This window comes from Ruegeria arenilitoris (genome assembly GCF_013030265.1).
In the GTDB taxonomy this organism is placed as follows: Bacteria; Pseudomonadota; Alphaproteobacteria; order Rhodobacterales; family Rhodobacteraceae; genus Ruegeria; species Ruegeria arenilitoris_E.
The window spans coordinates 54,429-70,594 of sequence record NZ_WPZQ01000012.1 but is presented as its reverse complement, the minus strand read 5'-3'; the positions used below and the strand labels follow the sequence as shown (position 1 = coordinate 70,594).

Sequence of the window (16,166 nt, the reverse complement as noted above, 5' to 3'; positions counted from 1 at the left end):
CCTCAGCACTATGGCACGTAGCTGCGCACCAGCGCTCCGGCGATCAGGGCCCAACCGTCAGCTATGACAAAGAACGCCAGTTTGAACGGAAGAGACACCGTTGCAGGCGGCACCATCATCATGCCCATCGACATGAGCACGGCAGCAACCACGAGATCGATGATCAGAAACGGCAGAAAAATCAGGAAACCTATTTGAAAGGCACGCGCAATCTCGGACAGCATGAAGGATGGCATCAGCACCGAGATTGGCGCTTCGGGTGACAGCTGCATCGCCTCACCACCCGGGCGCAGCGCTGCCATCGAATAAAACGTATCGGCATCCAATCGGGCGGCCATGAATTCACGAAACGGAACCAATGCCCGTTCCAAAGCAGGCTCTACATCAAGCGTTTCTTCTACCATTGGACGAATGCCCGTGTCCCAAGCTTCGGTAAAGACCGGCTCCATTATGAAATAGGTCAGGAACAAAGCGAGGCTGACAATCAGCATGTTCGGTGGTGATTGCTGCAGGCCAATACCCTGTCTCAGAATGGCGAGAACCGTGATAAGAAAAGGAAAACAGGTGATCATGATTGCCAGACCCGGCGCCAGGCTGAGGATCGTGATCAGCAGGATCAGCTGTATTGTTCTAGCCGAGATCGAGCCGCCATCACCCAATGACAGGGACAGTTCTTGCGCCGTTGCAAATGAAGGCATCAACAGAAGGCCTGCGAGACCCAGCCAGAACAATTGGCGCATCATCCAATACCGTTCTGCAGGTCAGATATCTCAGTTAAGCGTACGGCGAGCCGGCCTGACTGGTCTCCCTCAAGCTCCTCCAACAATCCGCGCGCGACCAGTTGATCGCCAACATATAGATCCACCGGATCTTCTATGCGTTTGTCCAGCGTGAGCACGGCATTCTCACCCATGTTCAGCAGATCGCGGATCAGAGGACGGGCGCGCCCAACTGACACGGTGACCTCGATCGGCACAGCCTCGAACGGGTTCTTTTCGGGTTTCGGGGTCTGGGGATCACTCATTTGACAAAGCCTCTTTTGCTTCATGGAGATATGCGTCGAATGCCCGCGCGATGGTGGACAGCAACGCGCTGTGATCAACCGCGCGCCGCGCCGTACCAACCTGCAGCCGCGCCTGCCCCGGCTGAAGCGCAGGGTCTTCGATGACCTGTGGGGATGGTGAAAGCGCGTCGGGCACTAGGTTCTGCACCGCTTCTGATGAACCTTCAGGCACCACAAGCTGCATGGGTTGGCCAATCTGATCCTGTGCCATTTGGCATAACTGCTCGACGATCTGTGTTGCAAAGCTTCGATCGACCACTTCAGGCAAAATGACACCTATTAGACTCTGAAACATCGGCTCCAGAGACAGAGTCATTCGTGTCATTGCCTCGTGATAGGTAAAGGACACATCCTCGAGTGATCTTGCCAGCTCATCCGTGAGGCGCCCGCTCTGCTGTTCCTGCGCCTTTATCGCGTCTTCCCATCCGGCACCGTAGCCGTTTTCAAAAGCGGCCAGACGCTGTTCTTCCAGCGCATCTTCATCCAGCAGATGAACTGCGGCACCGTCGGACTGGGCCGTGAAATCTTCAAGGAGATGAGCGATGGACATCACACCTTCTCCTCGCTTTCCTCGAGCCAGCTGCGCAGGATCTCAACCGTTTCTTCCTGCTTGTCACCGATCATCGCACGCAGGCGATCCACGGCATCCTCGCCTTTGGCTGACGGCAGTGCGGGTACGCCTGCCTCTGCTTGCGCCTGACCCGGCAACGGAGCGAATTCCGATGATTCATCTGCTGCAATCTCACCCGTCAGATAGGGCGCGGCCTCTCCATCGGGTGCGCCGCCAGCAGGTAGCAATGCAGGTACGACAGCTTGCTTGGATAGTATCGGACGGATCACAAACAGTGCCAGAACCAACGTGACCAGCGCCAGAACTGTCATTTGAATCAAGGACATGACGTCGAGGTGAACTCGGCTCAAAAGTGAAGATGACGCCAATGTGCCCTGTGGTTCAACCGCCGGAAGGTCGAGGGATTTGAGCGTAATCACATCACCCCTTTCGGCATCGAAACCAACGGCAGAGGCGACGAGCTCACCCAAGGCATCCAGTTCGACCTGCGGCATCGGAACGAATGTCTCGACACCTGCGGCATCAATGGTTCGTTCCCCATTGACCAATACCGCAACGGTCAAGCGCTTGATCGCACCCGGGGCACGATGCACTTCGAGCTCGGTTTCGGAGATTTCATAATTCACCCGTTCGCGCGTTTGGGTGGCGTTCGAATTCGATTCATCCCCTCCGGATCCATCGCCATCCGGCAAATTCGACGCAACGGTGACATCAGAGGATTGGTTGTGAGCACTGTCCGACCTTTCCTCAACATCTGTACTGATCGCTACTCGACCTTTTGGATCAATGCGTCGTTCGCGAATGGATTCGGTTTCGGTCACAGTATCTACACTGACTTCGACAACCGCATTCCCGGCGCCAACACGCGCTTCGACCAGGCGCATCACCCTTTCTCGCAGCTGGCGCGCCTTGTCATCGGCAGTATCGGCGGCGACTGCGGTCTCCTGAGGTCCGATCACTGTGCCATTCGAATCGATCACCGAGACGTTTTCCGGGGCCAAACCGCTAACTGCCGAAGAAACCAGAAACCGGATTGCCTTGGCCTGATCGCCCGTGATCTGGCCACCTGAAGGCACCAAATAGACCGATGCTGTTGGCGACACGCTGCGCTGAAACGGATTGGCTGATCCGTTCGCAATGTGAACGCGCGCCTGGCTGACATAGGAACTGCCCACGATAGTGCGCGCCAGCTCGCCTTCCTTTGCGCGCCAGTATGCAGCGTCGAACATCTGCGACGTGGTGCCAAATCCGCTGAGGGAATCGAGCAGTTCGTAGCCTCGATTTCCGTTGGCGGGCAGGCCCTCGCTCGCCAGCGTCATACGCAATTCGTCACGCTGCGCACCGGGCACATAGATTGAGCCGCCTCTGATTTCGTAAGTAACCCCGCGCTGATCAAGCGCACGTACGATATCGCCGGCTGCGCCACTTTCGAGCCCGGCGTATAGCAGTGTCATCGACGGCGCGGTCACCAGACGGGACATGCCGAGGATTCCAAGAAACACCAGCGCTACGGCGCCAGCGACGATAATTTGTTTGCGCCTGTCCAAACTTGCCCAGACAGTTCCGATCTGCTGCACGCTCACCTCCGACTCGCCGACATTCTGTGCGGCTCTGCCTCTGTTTGGACGATTGCCCTTAACAATCGGTTAGTCCCTGCGGGGTTATGACAGTTGCCGAACAGATCGATGAGGACGTCATGACTGACGCAGCTATGGATGAGGCGGAAGCCTCCGAAAAATCAGGGAAAAAAGGGCTTATCGCAGGCGTTGTCCTGGCCTTGGCCGGGGCTGCGGGCGGATACTTCCTGACCACGTCGGGTGTATTGCCAATTGGCGGGAAAGCAGATGTTCAGGCGGCCAATGAGAATGCCGATGGCACGCCTGCAAAGGCCTTACCTGCTGTCGGTTTCGTCGATCTTCCACCGGTGATTGTCTCGGTAAATGCCGGTGATTCCCGTCATCTGAAATTCCACGCTCAGCTAGAGGTGAATGCCAAGTACATCGCCGACGTGGAAAAGATGCAGCCCCGAATCATGGATGTGTTGAACGGGTATCTTCGCGCGCTCGAGATCTCGGATCTTGAGGATTCGCTGGCCCTGATCCGCATCCGCGGACATCTGCTGCGGCGCATCGCCATCGTCACCGGCGAAGGTCGCGTGCGCGATGTTTTGGTTATGGAATTCGTACTGAACTAGGAGACGAAGTTGGAACTTATCGCGGATATTCTGCTGGTCGCAGGCGCGCTTGGGGCGGGTCTGTACTGCTTTGTTCTGGCCCGGCGCCTGAAACGATTTACTGATCTGGAAAAGGGCGTGGGCGGAGCTGTATCGGTTCTGTCAGCGCAGGCTGAGGAGCTGAAAAATTCGCTCGAATCGGCCCGACACGCATCGGACCAGTCCGGTCTAACACTGCAGGATCTGACGCAGAGGGCGGAATCCGTTGCCCAGCGCCTGGAACTGATGATGGCATCGATGCACGATGTGATTCCTGAAGACTCCATAGATGAAAATACGCCCCCGGCTGAGGCTGAACCGGGAGAAGAATCGGAAGAAGAATCTGCTGAAACAGAGACTAACATTGAAGATTTCAGAGAAAATCAGGAGCTTGAGCCCCCTGCCAAAGAGGCCACAAAACCTCCCGAAGGGCTGATGTTCTTTCGCCACGCACCGCAGCTGGACGAGGCCAGCAGATGAGGCTGAACAGAAAGGGCAAATCAGGCCGCCAGCGCAGCGGCGTTCTGACATTGATATCGGCCCTGATGATCGGCTCCGCCGTTATTCGGTTGAGCCTGGAGGCCGGACCCGCTCTGGCGCGTGGCGATCAGACAGGATCGACATCGCAACCTCAATCCCAACAATCGGGGTTTGAAAAACAGGAACTACAAGTCGTGCTGACCGAATTACGGCGGCGTGAAGAGGCAATCGAGAGGCGTGAAAGGATCGTGCAGGATCGTGAGAAGGCTTTGGAAATAGCTGATCTGGCCATTGCGAGCCGGTTGATCACACTACGCGAGGCAGAAGATGCGCTTCGCGCAACTGTTGCAGTCGCCGATAACGCCGCCGAGGCAGATCTGACCCGACTTACTGATGTCTATCAGAACATGAAGCCGAAAGACGCCGCGGCGTTGTTTGAGACTATGGATCCAATTTTTGCAGCCGGTTTCCTGTCTCGTATGCCGCCCGATACAGCCGCTGGTGTCATGGCCGGTCTAAACCCCGAAGCCGCCTATACCATCAGTGTTGTAATGGCCGGGCGCAACGCGCTGGCTCCACAGGAGTGACACCTGTGTCTTTCAAACCCTCAGTTCGCGCCGTTGGAGATCGTATATGCTTGGGATCGTAGGTATTGTCGTCATTTTCGTGATGGTATTCGGCGGATATCTGGCTGCTGGCGGCAAGATGGCCATCATCATGAAGTCGCTTCCCTTTGAAATGATGATGATTGGAGGCGCCGCAGTCGGCGCATTCATGATCAGTAATGATTTTGGCGGGGTCAAACATACCGCCAAGGACATCGGAAAAGTGTTCAAGGGGCCGAAATGGAAACCCGAAGACTATCGAGATCTGTTGTGCCTATTGTTTTCACTGATCCGCATCGCACGGGCAAATCCCGTCGAGTTAGAGCAACATATCGAAGATCCCGAGAGCTCTTCGCTGTTTTCCACCTACCCAAAAATTCAGGCCGATCGCGAAGCTGTTGACTTGATCTGCGACACGATGCGCTCAGCCTCGATGAATTATGATGATCCGCATCAGGTTGAGGAGGTTTTGGAGAAGCGGATGGAAGCAAACTTCCATCACGCGATGCACTCCAGCCATGCGCTGCAGACCGTGGCAGACGGCCTGCCTGCGTTGGGTATCGTTGCTGCGGTTCTTGGCGTGATCAAGACGATGGGATCAATCGACCAGCCTCCGGAAGTTCTGGGCAAGCTGATCGGTGGTGCTCTTGTCGGCACATTTTTGGGTGTATTCCTGGCCTACGGGCTGGTGGGGCCGTTCGCGGGAAAGGTGAAGGCCGTCGTTGAAGAGGACAACCACTTCTACCAACTGATCAAAGAGGTTCTGGTAGCCAACCTGCACAACCACAACACCGCGATGTGTATCGAAGTTGGACGCCAGAATACTCCGACGCATAACCGACCCGGTTTTACTGAGCTTGAAGATGCGCTGAAAGAACTGAAACAGGCGGCAGCATGATCAGGAAATGCGTCCTCTCGTTTATCCTGGTCTTTTCCGCAACATGTGCAAATGCACAGGAAGTCCGAGTGCGCTCGGGTGAGCATGACGGCTTTACAAGGCTGGTCCTTCAGATACCGCCCAAGACAGACTGGACGCTGACTCACGAAAAAGATGGTGCCCGGATAGATGTTGAGCTTGATGGCGTCACATACAACACCAACTCGGTGTTTTCACGGCTGTCCGAAAACCGCCTGAAATCGCTGTCACAAGAGAAACCGGGTACAGCTCTTGAAATGGAGTTTGGGTGTGCCTGCGCCGCATCGGCCTTTTTGTTCAGGGATAACATGATCGTCGTTGATATCGCGCCCGGTGAGCCCTCGCTGTCCGTGACCCAAGACCTCCCTCCGATGGTTTTGCTGCCTGATCTGCAGTTAGACGATGAATCAGAGATCGAAGAAACACCTGACCCCGTGCCATCGCTGCAATTGAATGGCCGAGCGTTAGAGGATCAACTGATGTCGCGAATGCTACAGGGAGCTGATCGTGAGATCGTCGATCTGCAGCTTTCCGATATTGGTCCAAGATCAACAGAAAAGGTCGCGCCAGGCAATATTCTGGAAGACTTGCCAGCGAACGTAATGGTCTCATCTGTTCTGGATGAGCTTCGCGGGCTCGAAGGGCTGTCTTTGCCTCAGATTGAAACGCAGCCCACCTGTATCTCTGATAAAGATCTGGGGTTTGCTTCGTGGTCTGATGGACGCCCGTTTCCGGAACAGGTTGCAGAGCTGCGGACCGGTTTGTTTCTGGAGTTTGATCGCATCGATGTAGAACGGGTTGAGAAGCTGGCCCAGCTTTATGCCTATCATGGCTATGGGGCTGAAGCGGTTCAAACGCTCGAACTACTTGCGAACGCCCCTTCAAACAGCGCGTGGATTATTGCGATTTCCAATTTGCTAGACGGTCGGCCCCAGTCAGAGCCGAACCCGTTTCAAAGCCTCCAGAGATGCGAGGGTGACGCTGCTTTGTGGGCGCTGTTAACCGAGGGGGATTTGCATCCCGATGCGCAGCTTTCTTCGATCGAACAATCTTTTGCGAGGCTGCCGGATCATCTGAGGCGTTCGTTGGGGCCCGAACTTTCCGAGATTCTGGTCAACGCCGGGGAATTGGAAGCAGCCCGCCGTGTCTTACGTTCAGTCGATCGTATCGATGCGGACTCGCAGCCAAAGGTTACGTTGGCTAAAGCAGATGTTGCAGAAGCTGCCGGTGACAAAGCTGAAAGCGAGGCATTGCTGTCCGAAGTCATTCAGGCCTCAGAGTCGGATTTGGAAACCCCCTTGGCTTTGGCGCGTTTGGTGGAAAAGCGCTGGTCGGATCGTGGCGCCATAACCTCTGAAGAACTTGAACTGGTGGCTGGATTTGCCATCCAGCTCAGACGATCAGAAATAGGCTCTGTTATGGCGCAAAGTCATGCAGTCGCTCTTGGTTTGAATCAGGAGTTTGGCCCCGCCATGGAACTGATCCGGGCACATTCGGAAGACCAAGATTGGGCTGGGGCTTCAAACCGCGTGATGCATTTGTTGTCCGAACGCGCGGATGACGTGACATTCTTGCGCTACGCCCTGAACCTTCGTCCGGTATCGGGTGACACGTTGGAAACCGAAACAGCAATAGCGCTGTCAGAGCGTCTTGCAGAGCTTGGTTTTGCCTCTCAGGCCTATGCGCTTGCGAACCGGCCACAGGATCGGATCAAACGGAAAGACAGAGCCAGACTTCGCGCCCGCGCCGCATTGTTGCAGGGGCAACCGCATCGGGCATTACTGGAGATTACTGAGGATGACTCTGATGAGGCGCAGCTCCTGCGCGCCCGGGCCCTAGCAGACACGGCAGACCTATCTACTGCAGCTTCGCTGCTTCGTGCGACTGGTGAGAATGATGAAGCGGACCGTCTGTTCTGGCTCGCAGGACAGACAGAAGATATCAACGGCACCTCTTCGAGCAAGTTTGGAACGTTGAGTGAACTGGATCAGGCCCTGGGCCAACCGGTTTCGCGTTCACCGGACACTCCACTCTCTGATGCGAAAACACTTCTGTCAGACAGTGAATTGACCCGTGAGCGGATTGAAGAGTTACTCACGATCGCAGCCAATAAGTAATGTAAAAGGGGCGCAACTGGCCGGAACAGGTGTCTTTCCGGCCAGTCCTCATCTCAATCAGTAAGGCGCTTCTACGTCGTTCATCGAAACGTAGACAGTTTTCATTTCGCTGAAATGGTTGATCGCCAGTTTCGAGTTTTCACGACCCACACCCGACATTTTCGACCCACCAAAGGGCGCTTCGACCGGGGCAAGGTTGTAGGTGTTGATGTAGCAGGTTCCCGCCTCGAAACCGGCCACGATGCGGTGCGCACGCGTCACATCATTGGTAAACACACCAGCCGCCAATCCAAACTCGGTGTCATTGGCTCTGGCCAGAACCTCTTCTTCGGTTTCGAAATCCAGCACTGACATCACAGGCCCGAAGATCTCTTCGCGGGCGATGGTCATATCGTCGGTCACGTCTGCAAACACAGTTGGTTGTATATAAAAACCGTCGCCTTCGATGCGTTCGCCACCATAGACAAGGCGCGCGCCCTCTGACTTGCCTTTTTCTACATAGCCCAAAGCGATGTTCATCTGATTTTCGCTGACCATCGGACCGAAATTAACCTCCTCATCCAACGGATCACCGATTTTCGCCGTCGCCAGACGCTCTGACAGGCGCTTCAGGAAGGCTTCTTTGATCCCTTTCTGAACAAACACGCGCGTGCCGTTTGAGCAAACCTGACCCGACGAATAGAAATTGCCCAGGATCGCGCCCGAAACAGCGTTTTCGATGTCAGCATCATCGAACACGATCATCGGGGATTTGCCGCCCAGTTCCATGGTGACGTGCTTCATGCCGTCTGCTGCGGCTGCATAGACCTTGCGGCCAGTCGGGACAGATCCAGTTAGCGAGACCTTCGCAACGCGCGCATCGGTCACCAGCGAAGCACCGACATCGCCGTAACCCTGAATGACGTTATAGACACCTTTGGGAGCGCCAGCTTCGATCAGGATCTCGGCAACCTGCAATGCAGACAATGGCGTAGTCTCAGACGGCTTGAACACCATTGTGTTCCCACAAGCCAGGGCCGGGGCACCTTTCCAGCAGGCGATCTGGGTCGGATAGTTCCACGCGCCGATCCCGACGCAGACGCCCAGCGCTTCACGGATCGTGTAGACAAAATCTCCGCCACCCAACGGGATGTGCTCACCGGTTAACGAAGCGGCCATTCCGCCAAAATACTCCAACGCATCCGCACCGGAGGTAGCATCCGCCACCAGCGTCTCTTGTAGGGGTTTGCCGGTATCATGGGTTTCGATAATGGAAAGCTCGCGGTTGCGTTCACGCATGATATCGGCTGCCCGACGCAGGACACGGCCGCGCTCGGTTCCGGACATCGCGGCCCATTCAGCCTGTGCTGCTTTTGCACTGTTTAGAGCCTGATCCACGATTGTGGGGGTCGCCGAGTGCAGCCTCGCAATCACCTCGCCCGTAGCGGGATAGATTACATCGATGGGTGCGCCGCTGGTGTCCTCAACGTATTCGCCGTTGATGAAATGGCTGGCCTTGGGCTGAAACTTCATGCCGGGTCCTTTTCTTTGCAAACGCGCCCGATCCATTGGGGCGACAGTAACAGTTCAATTCGCAGGTAATGGTTATTGATTGGTCAGTCAATAAAACACTGCAACCGGCGAGAACTTGCCTGTAAAACAGGCCCCCCTCTTGAAATGAATAGTTAATGTTCCATTTATGTTCTACATAGTCAGAGGATAAACCGATGACCCAAGCAACACGCAAATTGGCCCCGAACGGGCCTACGAACGACTACCATCTTCTTCCGGTCACCGACCGCCAGATGCGCTATGCCCGCGCCATCGCAGAACAGACGGCTTTGGAGATACCGGTTGAAGCGCAGCGTGACCGCAGATCAATGTCGGATTGGATTTCGGCGAACAAGCCTCATGACCCTTCGCCGTTTGCGAGCTATCCAACCGGCAAACAAGTTGCGTTTGCTGAACGCATCTCGCGCTCGAAGCGTCGGCCGATTCCGTCGGAGTGTTTTCGCGACAAGCAACTCATGTCGCAGTGGATTGACCGCAACAAATAGGTTTCTTGAGCTAATTTCTCAGAATTAGTGCCTGTGATGGCCGTGAGATCGGCCATACAGACCCACTGCGGCGGCAACAAACAATCCCAACAATATGTAGCCGGTTATTGCCTCGGCCACGGCCAGTGCCCGGCACATTCCGACAGGTCGCAGATCGCCAAAGCCCACCGTGGTGAATGTGACATACGAGAAATAGAGAACATCTGCCGGACCATTGGCTCCGGTCACACACACATCATCGTAGCCGAACGAGCCGTAAACAGCGGCAAACAGGAACGGCACGACCTGGATGAATGAGATTCCCATCAGCATCAGCTGCCGCTTGGGCGATCTGACAAGGCTGATATGATACCAGGCCTGAGAAATGAGCCAGACAATGAGGCCAAGCGTGGCTATGCCCCCAACAGTATCACCAGCCGTGGTCTCATTCAGGTGAGACAGAGCATACCAGGCGACAAAGCTGACCAGAACCAGCACGGAAGCCGCGATTATCGTGGGCTTCCAATCCTGTAGTGTCGATGGATCCTGCGGCATGATCTTTCCCTAACGACGCGTACCGCGGAACATCATTCTATGGCTGTGCTAAGACCGCAACCCTTTAAGACCATTGATTAATGACTGCCCAGATGTTCCTGACCACGGCTGCGCGCCAGAACGATCTGTTTCTGCCGTTCACGGAACCGCACCTTGTCCTGCTCGGACGTTTCGTTAATGCACCGATGGCAGGACACGCCATGTTCGTATTCCGGACGCTTCACATCTTCGGGCAGGATAGGACGGCGGCAACCATGGCACAGTTTGTGTGGCCCTTCGACCAAACCGTGCCCGACAGAGACACGATTATCGAACACAAAGCAGTCGCCCTGCCATGTACTGTCTTCTTCAGGCATTTCTTCGAGATAACGCAGAATTCCACCTTTGAGATGATAGACATCCTCGACCCCCTGCCCCAGCAGGTAATTGGTGGATTTCTCGCACCGGATGCCACCGGTACAGAACATGGCCACCCGCTTGTTATGAAAGCGATCCTTGTTTTCTTCCCACCAGGCCGGAAAATCACGGAAACTGGCTGTTTCAGGGTCTATTGCACCCTCAAACGTACCGATCGCAACCTCGTAATCATTGCGCGTATCGATCACAACCACGTCGTCCGAACGGATCAGATCGTTCCAGTCCTCGGGCTCGACGTAATGGCCGACGCTGGCGCGCGGATCCACATCCGGCTGCCCCATCGTCACGATCTCTTTCTTCAGACGCACTTTCATCTTGCCAAAGGGCGGGTGATCCGATGTTGCCTCTTTCCACTCAAGATCAGCGCATCCCGGCAGGCTACGGATATGAGTCAGAACGGCGTCAATCCCTGCACGGGGGCCTGCAATCGTTCCGTTGATCCCCTCTTTCGCCAAAAGAAGGGTCCCTTTGACGGATTGTGCGCGGCACAGCTCTTGCAGAGCGGGGCGCAGCGCGTCGGGGTCAGGAAAGCGCGTGAAATGATATAAGGCAGCGATTGTGTACATGTGCGCGATCTAATCCCCTTACCCAAAGGACGCAAGGGATCGCATTGACGCCTTCGGTTCCGCCCCCTACCGATAGGGCAACCAGAGGAGACCCAGATGACTCATGCCCTGATCGTAATTGACGTCCAGAATGATTTCTGTCCCGGTGGCGCGCTTGCCGTGTCCGGAGGGGATGAGATCGTGGCACCGATCAATTCCCTGATGGATGAGTTTGATGCGGTGATCCTGACACAAGATTGGCATCCGGCGGGCCATTCTTCATTCGCAAGCTCGCACCCGGGCAAAAATCCCTTCGACATGACCCAGATGCCTTACGGCCCACAGGTTCTTTGGCCGGACCACTGCGTTAAAGGCACCCAAGGCGCAGCGTTTCATGCCGATCTTCGCACAGATGCCGATTTGATTCTGCGCAAAGGCTTTCGCAGTAGCATCGACAGCTACTCCGCTTTTTTCGAGAACGACCAGAAAACACCTACCGGTTTGAAAGGTTATCTTGAGGCGCGGGGGATCGAAAAGCTGACAATGGTCGGCCTCGCCACGGATTTCTGCGTGCATTTTTCGGCGGTAGATGCGGCAAAGCTGGGATTTGATGTCACTGTCCGGCAAGACGCTTGCCGTGCCATCGATCTGGACGGATCATTGGATGCAGCCATTCAGGCTATGCGCGATGCGGGTGTAACCATGGCCTGATCGTCAGGGTGCAGCGCCTGCGGCAGCCAGATACTTAAGCAATACAAACAGGATAACCGCCAGCCCAAGGGCAAACCCAATACGACCGGGAACAGTACGCCGATCTGGTTTTACCGGCACCGCGGGTTGTGGTTTGCTCTGCTGGAGGGGCTCTTTGCGCACGATCCCGATTTCGGGTTGTGCAGTACGGATGTGGCGCAGGAAATCACTGAAATCAAACTCGCCGCTATATTCGCCCTTCAAGCCCTGGCTCTTGATGTTTGCAAACAGGTTACGAAGGATACGGTCCCGATCCGCCGCATGCTGAGGTGAGTAGTATCCCATCGGCACGCCGCAGTTTCGGGTTTCCAGTCCAAATCCTGCATCCTCGAACATCTTTCTGATCTTCGGCGAAGCACCGCGCAGCGCATCCGCTGTTTTCACATCCCGAAACAGCGCACGTACTCGGGCGCCTTCCGGTTGCTCGGAATTCACCGTTTCAGACTCCAGTTCATCTGGTGCAATCGTAACAATGTCAAAGTCGTACTCGAGACCCATCCACCAAATTCAACCTTTTCGATCCATCCCCCACACTCACTAAATGGTGAAACGAACTCACAATATGCCCGCAATGTGACCTGACCTAGGCATTGTCACCATTTTAGCGACTCTTGCCATTCACCGCATCGATTGATCTAACAACGGAAATCGCAGGAGTTCCACATGGTCGACATCGCAACGCGGGTCTACAATCATAAATGGAAGATTGACCCCATTGTCCGGTCTTTGATCGACACAGATTTCTACAAACTGCTGATGTGCCAGTCAGTGTTTCGAAATAAGCCCCAAACGGATGTTGCATTTTCGCTGATCAACCGGTCGAATCATGTTCCTTTGGCGCGATTGATCGATGAAGGGGAACTACGCGAACAGCTGGATCACATCCGTTCACTCAGCCTCAGCCGCGGTGAAAGCACCTGGCTACGCGGGAATACGTTCTATGGCAAACGCCAGATGTTCCGCTCGGATTTCATGGAGTGGTTCGAAAATCTGCGCCTGCCGCCGTATCATCTTGAACGCAGAGGGGATCAGTACGAGCTTACCTTTGAGGGTAAATGGCACGAGGTCATGCTGTGGGAAATCCCGGCGCTTGCCGTGCTGATGGAACTGCGCTCCCGCGCTGTGTTGAATGATATGCGCCGGTTTGAATTGCAGGTGCTCTATGCAAGGGCAATGACCCGCGTTTGGGAAAAGATCGATCAACTGCGCACGATTAAGGGCTTGGGGATCGCAGATTTCGGCACAAGGCGGCGGCATTCCTTCCTGTGGCAGGACTGGTGTGTGCAGGCGATGATCGAAGGGCTGGGTGGCGCCTTCACCGGAACCTCGAACTGCCTGATCGCCATGCGACGCGAGGTCGAGGCCATCGGGACCAATGCCCATGAGCTGCCAATGGTGTATTCCGCTCTGGCCGAGGACGATGCCGCGCTGGCGCAAGCCCCTTATGATGTTCTGAGCGACTGGCATGAAGAACATGAAGGCAACCTGCGGATTATCCTTCCTGATACTTATGGGACTCAGGGCTTTCTGGATCGCGCGCCGGACTGGTTGGCGGGCTGGACCGGTATCCGTATCGACAGCGGTGATCCGGCGACCGGGGCCGAGACCGCCATCGCGTGGTGGAAATCCCGTGGCGAAGATCCATTAGAAAAGCGGGTCATATTCTCGGACGGACTGGACGTGGACAAGATTCGTGAGCTTCACAGCCAGTTTGCGCACCGCACCAAGGTTTCCTTTGGTTGGGGCACGCTGCTGACCAACGATTTCCGCGGCCTTGTACCTGATGACGCTTTGGCGCCGTTCTCCCTGGTTTGCAAGGCAGTGTCAGCCAATGGTCGACCGACAGTCAAACTGTCGGACAACCCTGAAAAGGCGATGGGTCCTTCAGAACAGATCGAACGCTATAAGCGGGTTTTTGGCGTCGGTGCTCAGCAAGCGATCGAGGTGATCGTCTAGGGCCTGCTGGCCCGAAAGATCACCCAGATCGCGGCAAATACACCGACAAACCCACCGATATAGCTGGCGTCATGCATGGCCCCGGCGCGCAAAAAGCCGACTGGGTTCCGGATCGTCTCAGGCAGGGCGATTTGAGCAGCAACTTCCTGATCCACAGCTATCAGGCCAAAGGCAAATCCGATCCCCGAGGCGAGCGCCGTGATCAGGAATACTACAAAAATCGCCCGCAGCCCTGCAGACCAGAGCTTTCCAGCCGGTGACAATAGCAGCAACCCAAGGAGGAAGGGCGGTAGTCCAACGATCAACCCCATCCACCAGCTCGCGCGCCACCCCACGATGGCCGCCCCAATCCGGGGCGGGACCTCGGACGGAATCGCAAATTGCCGGAATTTAAATTGGTGGAAATAGTCCGGGCCAACGGTGTAACTAACCTGATTGTGCAGGGCGCCAAACAATCCAGCCGCCAACATTGCGACGGTCAGCAACATCAAAAACACGCCCAGTTTAGCCATGATAGGCTGCGACCGTTTTCAGTTGCGAGAAACCATAGAGCGCCTCGAAACCCTTTTCGCGACCGTGGCCGGATTTTCCAACACCGCCGAACGGCAGCTCCACGCCTCCACCAGCTCCGTAGTTGTTTATGAAAACCTGTCCCGACCTAAGCTGCTTTGCCAGCCGCATCTGCCTTGCGCCATCTCTGGTCCAGATGCTTGCGACAAGGCCATAATCAGTACTATTTGCTATATTTAGAGCCTGTTCTTCGGTATCGAATGGGATCAGAACCTGCACCGGGCCGAAAATTTCATCCCGGGCAAGCGTGTGATCGGCTGGCACATCCGCAAACAGTGTAGGTCGCACATAGGCACCTGTATCCGGGGCAGTTGCCACCACTTCTCCCTGGGCGGCGATACTCAGGTCAGATCCTTTATCAAGAAAGCCAGTCACAATCTGTTTCTGGCGCTCTGATATCAGCGGGCCGAGGCGCAGATCATCCCTGGCCGGCCCCACGGTCAGTTCTGCGTAAGCCTGGGCCATCCTCGACCTGACTTCATCATAGACCCCGCGCTGCACAAGGATACGCGAAGATGCAGAGCAGGTCTGACCTGCGTTCTGGATGCCCGCATTCACCAGAAACGGCAGTGCCGCATCCAGATCGGCGTCATCAAAGACCAACTGCGGTGATTTTCCGCCAAGCTCGAGCGTAACCGGAACCACATTGCGCCCCGCCGCCTGCTGAACAAGCGCACCGGTCGCAACCGAACCGGTGAACGAGATATGATCGACATCCGGATGAGAAGACAGCGCGGCGCCGGCCTCGACACCTAACCCCGGTACTACATTCAGTGCGCCTTTCGGCAATCCGGCGTCGATCGCCAAATGGGCAAAGGCCAGAGCGGTCAGGCAGGCTTCTTCCGCAGGTTTCAATACGCAGGCGTTGCCCATGGCCAGCGCGGCACCTACAGATCGGCCAATGATCTGCATCGGATAGTTCCAAGGCACGATATGGCCCGTGACCCCATGTGGTTCGCGCAGGGTATAGACCGTGTAGCCGTCCAGATATGGAATGGTATCGCCCATCACCTTGTCCGCCGCACCACCGTAGAACTCACAGTACCGCGCCAAAGCCACAGCATCAGCCCGCGCCTGTGTCAAAGGTTTGCCGACATCCATCGCCTCAAGCACGGCGAGCTCGTCAACACGTTCCAATACCAGCTGTCCGAGGCGTGTCAGAATACGTCCGCGTTCCAGCGCCGTCATTCGCCCCCATTCGCCATCTGATGCAACACGCGCCGCTTTGACCACCGCATCGATATCCTGTTCGCCACCACGCGCAATCTGGCAGAGTTCCGATCCATCAGACGGGTTGATCAGTGGGAGAGTCTTACCAGATGTTGCAGGTTTCCAATTTCCGCCAATCAGGCAAAGACTCGGGTCGAACCAAAGCGGGCTGTTCATCAATTCAT

18 protein-coding genes are annotated in these 16,166 nt (G+C 55.7%); 8 read left to right on the top strand and 10 right to left on the bottom strand.

The annotated features are described in order from the left end of the window. Window positions 1-8: 8 nt before the first annotated feature. From fliP to fliF, 4 genes are read right to left on the bottom strand one after another with little or no spacing between them, the layout of a single operon-like run. Window positions 9-740 carry a flagellar type III secretion system pore protein FliP gene (fliP, locus tag GOX61_RS19130; RefSeq protein WP_437436577.1) on the bottom strand — a complete coding sequence of 244 codons (732 nt, stop codon included), beginning with the start codon at window positions 738-740 and terminating at the stop codon, window positions 9-11. Continuing rightward, window positions 740-1,024, bottom strand: a complete 285-nt coding sequence (locus GOX61_RS19125) for a FliM/FliN family flagellar motor switch protein (protein ID WP_170336324.1) — start codon at window positions 1,022-1,024, stop codon at window positions 740-742. The genes fliP and GOX61_RS19125 overlap by 1 nt, the downstream gene beginning before the upstream one ends. Next, entirely contained in the window at window positions 1,017-1,613 is a 597-nt protein-coding gene (locus GOX61_RS19120) for an ABC transporter ATP-binding protein (protein ID WP_170336322.1), read from the bottom strand. The genes GOX61_RS19125 and GOX61_RS19120 overlap by 8 nt, the downstream gene beginning before the upstream one ends. Further along, complete coding sequence (gene fliF / locus GOX61_RS19115; protein WP_170336320.1) at window positions 1,613-3,211, bottom strand: flagellar basal-body MS-ring/collar protein FliF; 1,599 nt, start codon at window positions 3,209-3,211, stop codon at window positions 1,613-1,615. Before fliF ends, GOX61_RS19120 begins: the two co-directional genes overlap by 1 nt. Window positions 3,212-3,297: 86 nt before the next feature. On the opposite strand from fliF, the gene GOX61_RS19110 reads away from it, so the two are divergent. Genes GOX61_RS19110 through GOX61_RS19090 form a run of 5 tightly spaced genes read left to right on the top strand, consistent with a single transcriptional unit; the run spans window position 3,298 to window position 7,964 of the window. Then, window positions 3,298-3,828, top strand: coding sequence for a flagellar basal body-associated FliL family protein (locus GOX61_RS19110; RefSeq protein WP_254436928.1), 531 nt, complete (start codon window positions 3,298-3,300; stop codon window positions 3,826-3,828). Between the two features lie 9 nt (window positions 3,829-3,837). After that, the gene (locus tag GOX61_RS19105; RefSeq protein ID WP_170336317.1) at window positions 3,838-4,326 is read left to right on the top strand and encodes a hypothetical protein; all 489 of its coding nucleotides are present in this window, start codon (window positions 3,838-3,840) and stop codon (window positions 4,324-4,326) included. Next, window positions 4,323-4,913 (top strand): MotE family protein, encoded by a 591-nt coding sequence (locus GOX61_RS19100; protein ID WP_170336315.1) that lies wholly within the window; start codon window positions 4,323-4,325, stop codon window positions 4,911-4,913. Before GOX61_RS19105 ends, GOX61_RS19100 begins: the two co-directional genes overlap by 4 nt. Before the next feature lie 46 nt (window positions 4,914-4,959). Continuing rightward, a complete protein-coding gene (gene motA / locus GOX61_RS19095) occupies window positions 4,960-5,829 on the top strand; it encodes a flagellar motor stator protein MotA (RefSeq protein WP_155146479.1) in 870 nt (289 codons plus the stop codon). After that, entirely contained in the window at window positions 5,826-7,964 is a 2,139-nt protein-coding gene (locus GOX61_RS19090; protein ID WP_170336313.1) for a tetratricopeptide repeat protein, read from the top strand. The genes motA and GOX61_RS19090 overlap by 4 nt, the downstream gene beginning before the upstream one ends. A 57-nt stretch (window positions 7,965-8,021) precedes the next feature. On the opposite strand, the gene betB is transcribed toward GOX61_RS19090, so the two are convergent. Then, complete coding sequence (betB, locus tag GOX61_RS19085; RefSeq protein WP_170336311.1) at window positions 8,022-9,476, bottom strand: betaine-aldehyde dehydrogenase; 1,455 nt, start codon at window positions 9,474-9,476, stop codon at window positions 8,022-8,024. A gap of 194 nt (window positions 9,477-9,670) precedes the next feature. On the opposite strand from betB, the gene GOX61_RS19080 reads away from it, so the two are divergent. Further along, window positions 9,671-10,000: a hypothetical protein gene (locus GOX61_RS19080; RefSeq protein ID WP_170336309.1), complete on the top strand. Its 330-nt coding sequence runs from the start codon at window positions 9,671-9,673 to the stop codon at window positions 9,998-10,000. 24 nt (window positions 10,001-10,024) lie between these two features. On the opposite strand, the gene GOX61_RS19075 is transcribed toward GOX61_RS19080, so the two are convergent. Then, window positions 10,025-10,534 carry a potassium channel family protein gene (locus tag GOX61_RS19075; protein WP_155146485.1) on the bottom strand — a complete coding sequence of 170 codons (510 nt, stop codon included), beginning with the start codon at window positions 10,532-10,534 and terminating at the stop codon, window positions 10,025-10,027. Between the two features lie 77 nt (window positions 10,535-10,611). After that, window positions 10,612-11,517 carry an oxygen-dependent tRNA uridine(34) hydroxylase TrhO gene (trhO, locus tag GOX61_RS19070; protein ID WP_170336307.1) on the bottom strand — a complete coding sequence of 302 codons (906 nt, stop codon included), beginning with the start codon at window positions 11,515-11,517 and terminating at the stop codon, window positions 10,612-10,614. 96 nt (window positions 11,518-11,613) lie between these two features. Here trhO and pncA point away from each other — a divergent pair, with 96 nt between their 5' ends. After that, window positions 11,614-12,207 (top strand): bifunctional nicotinamidase/pyrazinamidase, encoded by a 594-nt coding sequence (gene pncA / locus GOX61_RS19065; protein ID WP_170336306.1) that lies wholly within the window; start codon window positions 11,614-11,616, stop codon window positions 12,205-12,207. Between the two features lie 3 nt (window positions 12,208-12,210). Here the strand turns inward: pncA and GOX61_RS19060 are convergent, their stop codons facing one another. Next, window positions 12,211-12,744 carry a hypothetical protein gene (locus GOX61_RS19060; RefSeq protein WP_170336304.1) on the bottom strand — a complete coding sequence of 178 codons (534 nt, stop codon included), beginning with the start codon at window positions 12,742-12,744 and terminating at the stop codon, window positions 12,211-12,213. 165 nt (window positions 12,745-12,909) lie between these two features. On the opposite strand from GOX61_RS19060, the gene pncB reads away from it, so the two are divergent. Next, complete coding sequence (gene pncB, locus GOX61_RS19055) at window positions 12,910-14,202, top strand: nicotinate phosphoribosyltransferase (protein WP_170336302.1); 1,293 nt, start codon at window positions 12,910-12,912, stop codon at window positions 14,200-14,202. Here pncB and GOX61_RS19050 read toward each other — a convergent pair. Then, window positions 14,199-14,714 (bottom strand): hypothetical protein, encoded by a 516-nt coding sequence (locus tag GOX61_RS19050; protein ID WP_170336300.1) that lies wholly within the window; start codon window positions 14,712-14,714, stop codon window positions 14,199-14,201. The genes pncB and GOX61_RS19050 overlap by 4 nt on opposite strands. Next, the gene (locus tag GOX61_RS19045; protein ID WP_170336298.1) at window positions 14,707-16,158 is read right to left on the bottom strand and encodes an aldehyde dehydrogenase family protein; all 1,452 of its coding nucleotides are present in this window, start codon (window positions 16,156-16,158) and stop codon (window positions 14,707-14,709) included. Before GOX61_RS19045 ends, GOX61_RS19050 begins: the two co-directional genes overlap by 8 nt. Window positions 16,159-16,166 lie beyond the last annotated feature (8 nt).

What these genes read in the sequence shown, in the direction of transcription:
- pncA (WP_170336306.1), top strand. Translation starts at nt 11,614, where the DNA reads ATGACTCATGCCCTGATCGTAATTGACGTCCAGAATGATTTCTGTCCC.
- GOX61_RS19080 (WP_170336309.1), top strand. Translation starts at nt 9,671, where the DNA reads ATGACCCAAGCAACACGCAAATTGGCCCCGAACGGGCCTACGAACGAC.
- GOX61_RS19050 (WP_170336300.1), bottom strand. Translation starts at nt 14,714, where the DNA reads ATGGCTAAACTGGGCGTGTTTTTGATGTTGCTGACCGTCGCAATGTTG.
- GOX61_RS19100 (WP_170336315.1), top strand. Translation starts at nt 4,323, where the DNA reads ATGAGGCTGAACAGAAAGGGCAAATCAGGCCGCCAGCGCAGCGGCGTT.
- fliP (WP_437436577.1), bottom strand. Translation starts at nt 740, where the DNA reads ATGCGCCAATTGTTCTGGCTGGGTCTCGCAGGCCTTCTGTTGATGCCT.
- trhO (WP_170336307.1), bottom strand. Translation starts at nt 11,517, where the DNA reads ATGTACACAATCGCTGCCTTATATCATTTCACGCGCTTTCCTGACCCC.
- motA (WP_155146479.1), top strand. Translation starts at nt 4,960, where the DNA reads ATGCTTGGGATCGTAGGTATTGTCGTCATTTTCGTGATGGTATTCGGC.
- GOX61_RS19110 (WP_254436928.1), top strand. Translation starts at nt 3,298, where the DNA reads ATGACAGTTGCCGAACAGATCGATGAGGACGTCATGACTGACGCAGCT.
- GOX61_RS19075 (WP_155146485.1), bottom strand. Translation starts at nt 10,534, where the DNA reads ATGCCGCAGGATCCATCGACACTACAGGATTGGAAGCCCACGATAATC.
- GOX61_RS19060 (WP_170336304.1), bottom strand. Translation starts at nt 12,744, where the DNA reads ATGGGTCTCGAGTACGACTTTGACATTGTTACGATTGCACCAGATGAA.
- GOX61_RS19120 (WP_170336322.1), bottom strand. Translation starts at nt 1,613, where the DNA reads ATGTCCATCGCTCATCTCCTTGAAGATTTCACGGCCCAGTCCGACGGT.
- GOX61_RS19090 (WP_170336313.1), top strand. Translation starts at nt 5,826, where the DNA reads ATGATCAGGAAATGCGTCCTCTCGTTTATCCTGGTCTTTTCCGCAACA.
- pncB (WP_170336302.1), top strand. Translation starts at nt 12,910, where the DNA reads ATGGTCGACATCGCAACGCGGGTCTACAATCATAAATGGAAGATTGAC.
- GOX61_RS19045 (WP_170336298.1), bottom strand. Translation starts at nt 16,158, where the DNA reads ATGAACAGCCCGCTTTGGTTCGACCCGAGTCTTTGCCTGATTGGCGGA.
- betB (WP_170336311.1), bottom strand. Translation starts at nt 9,476, where the DNA reads ATGAAGTTTCAGCCCAAGGCCAGCCATTTCATCAACGGCGAATACGTT.
- GOX61_RS19125 (WP_170336324.1), bottom strand. Translation starts at nt 1,024, where the DNA reads ATGAGTGATCCCCAGACCCCGAAACCCGAAAAGAACCCGTTCGAGGCT.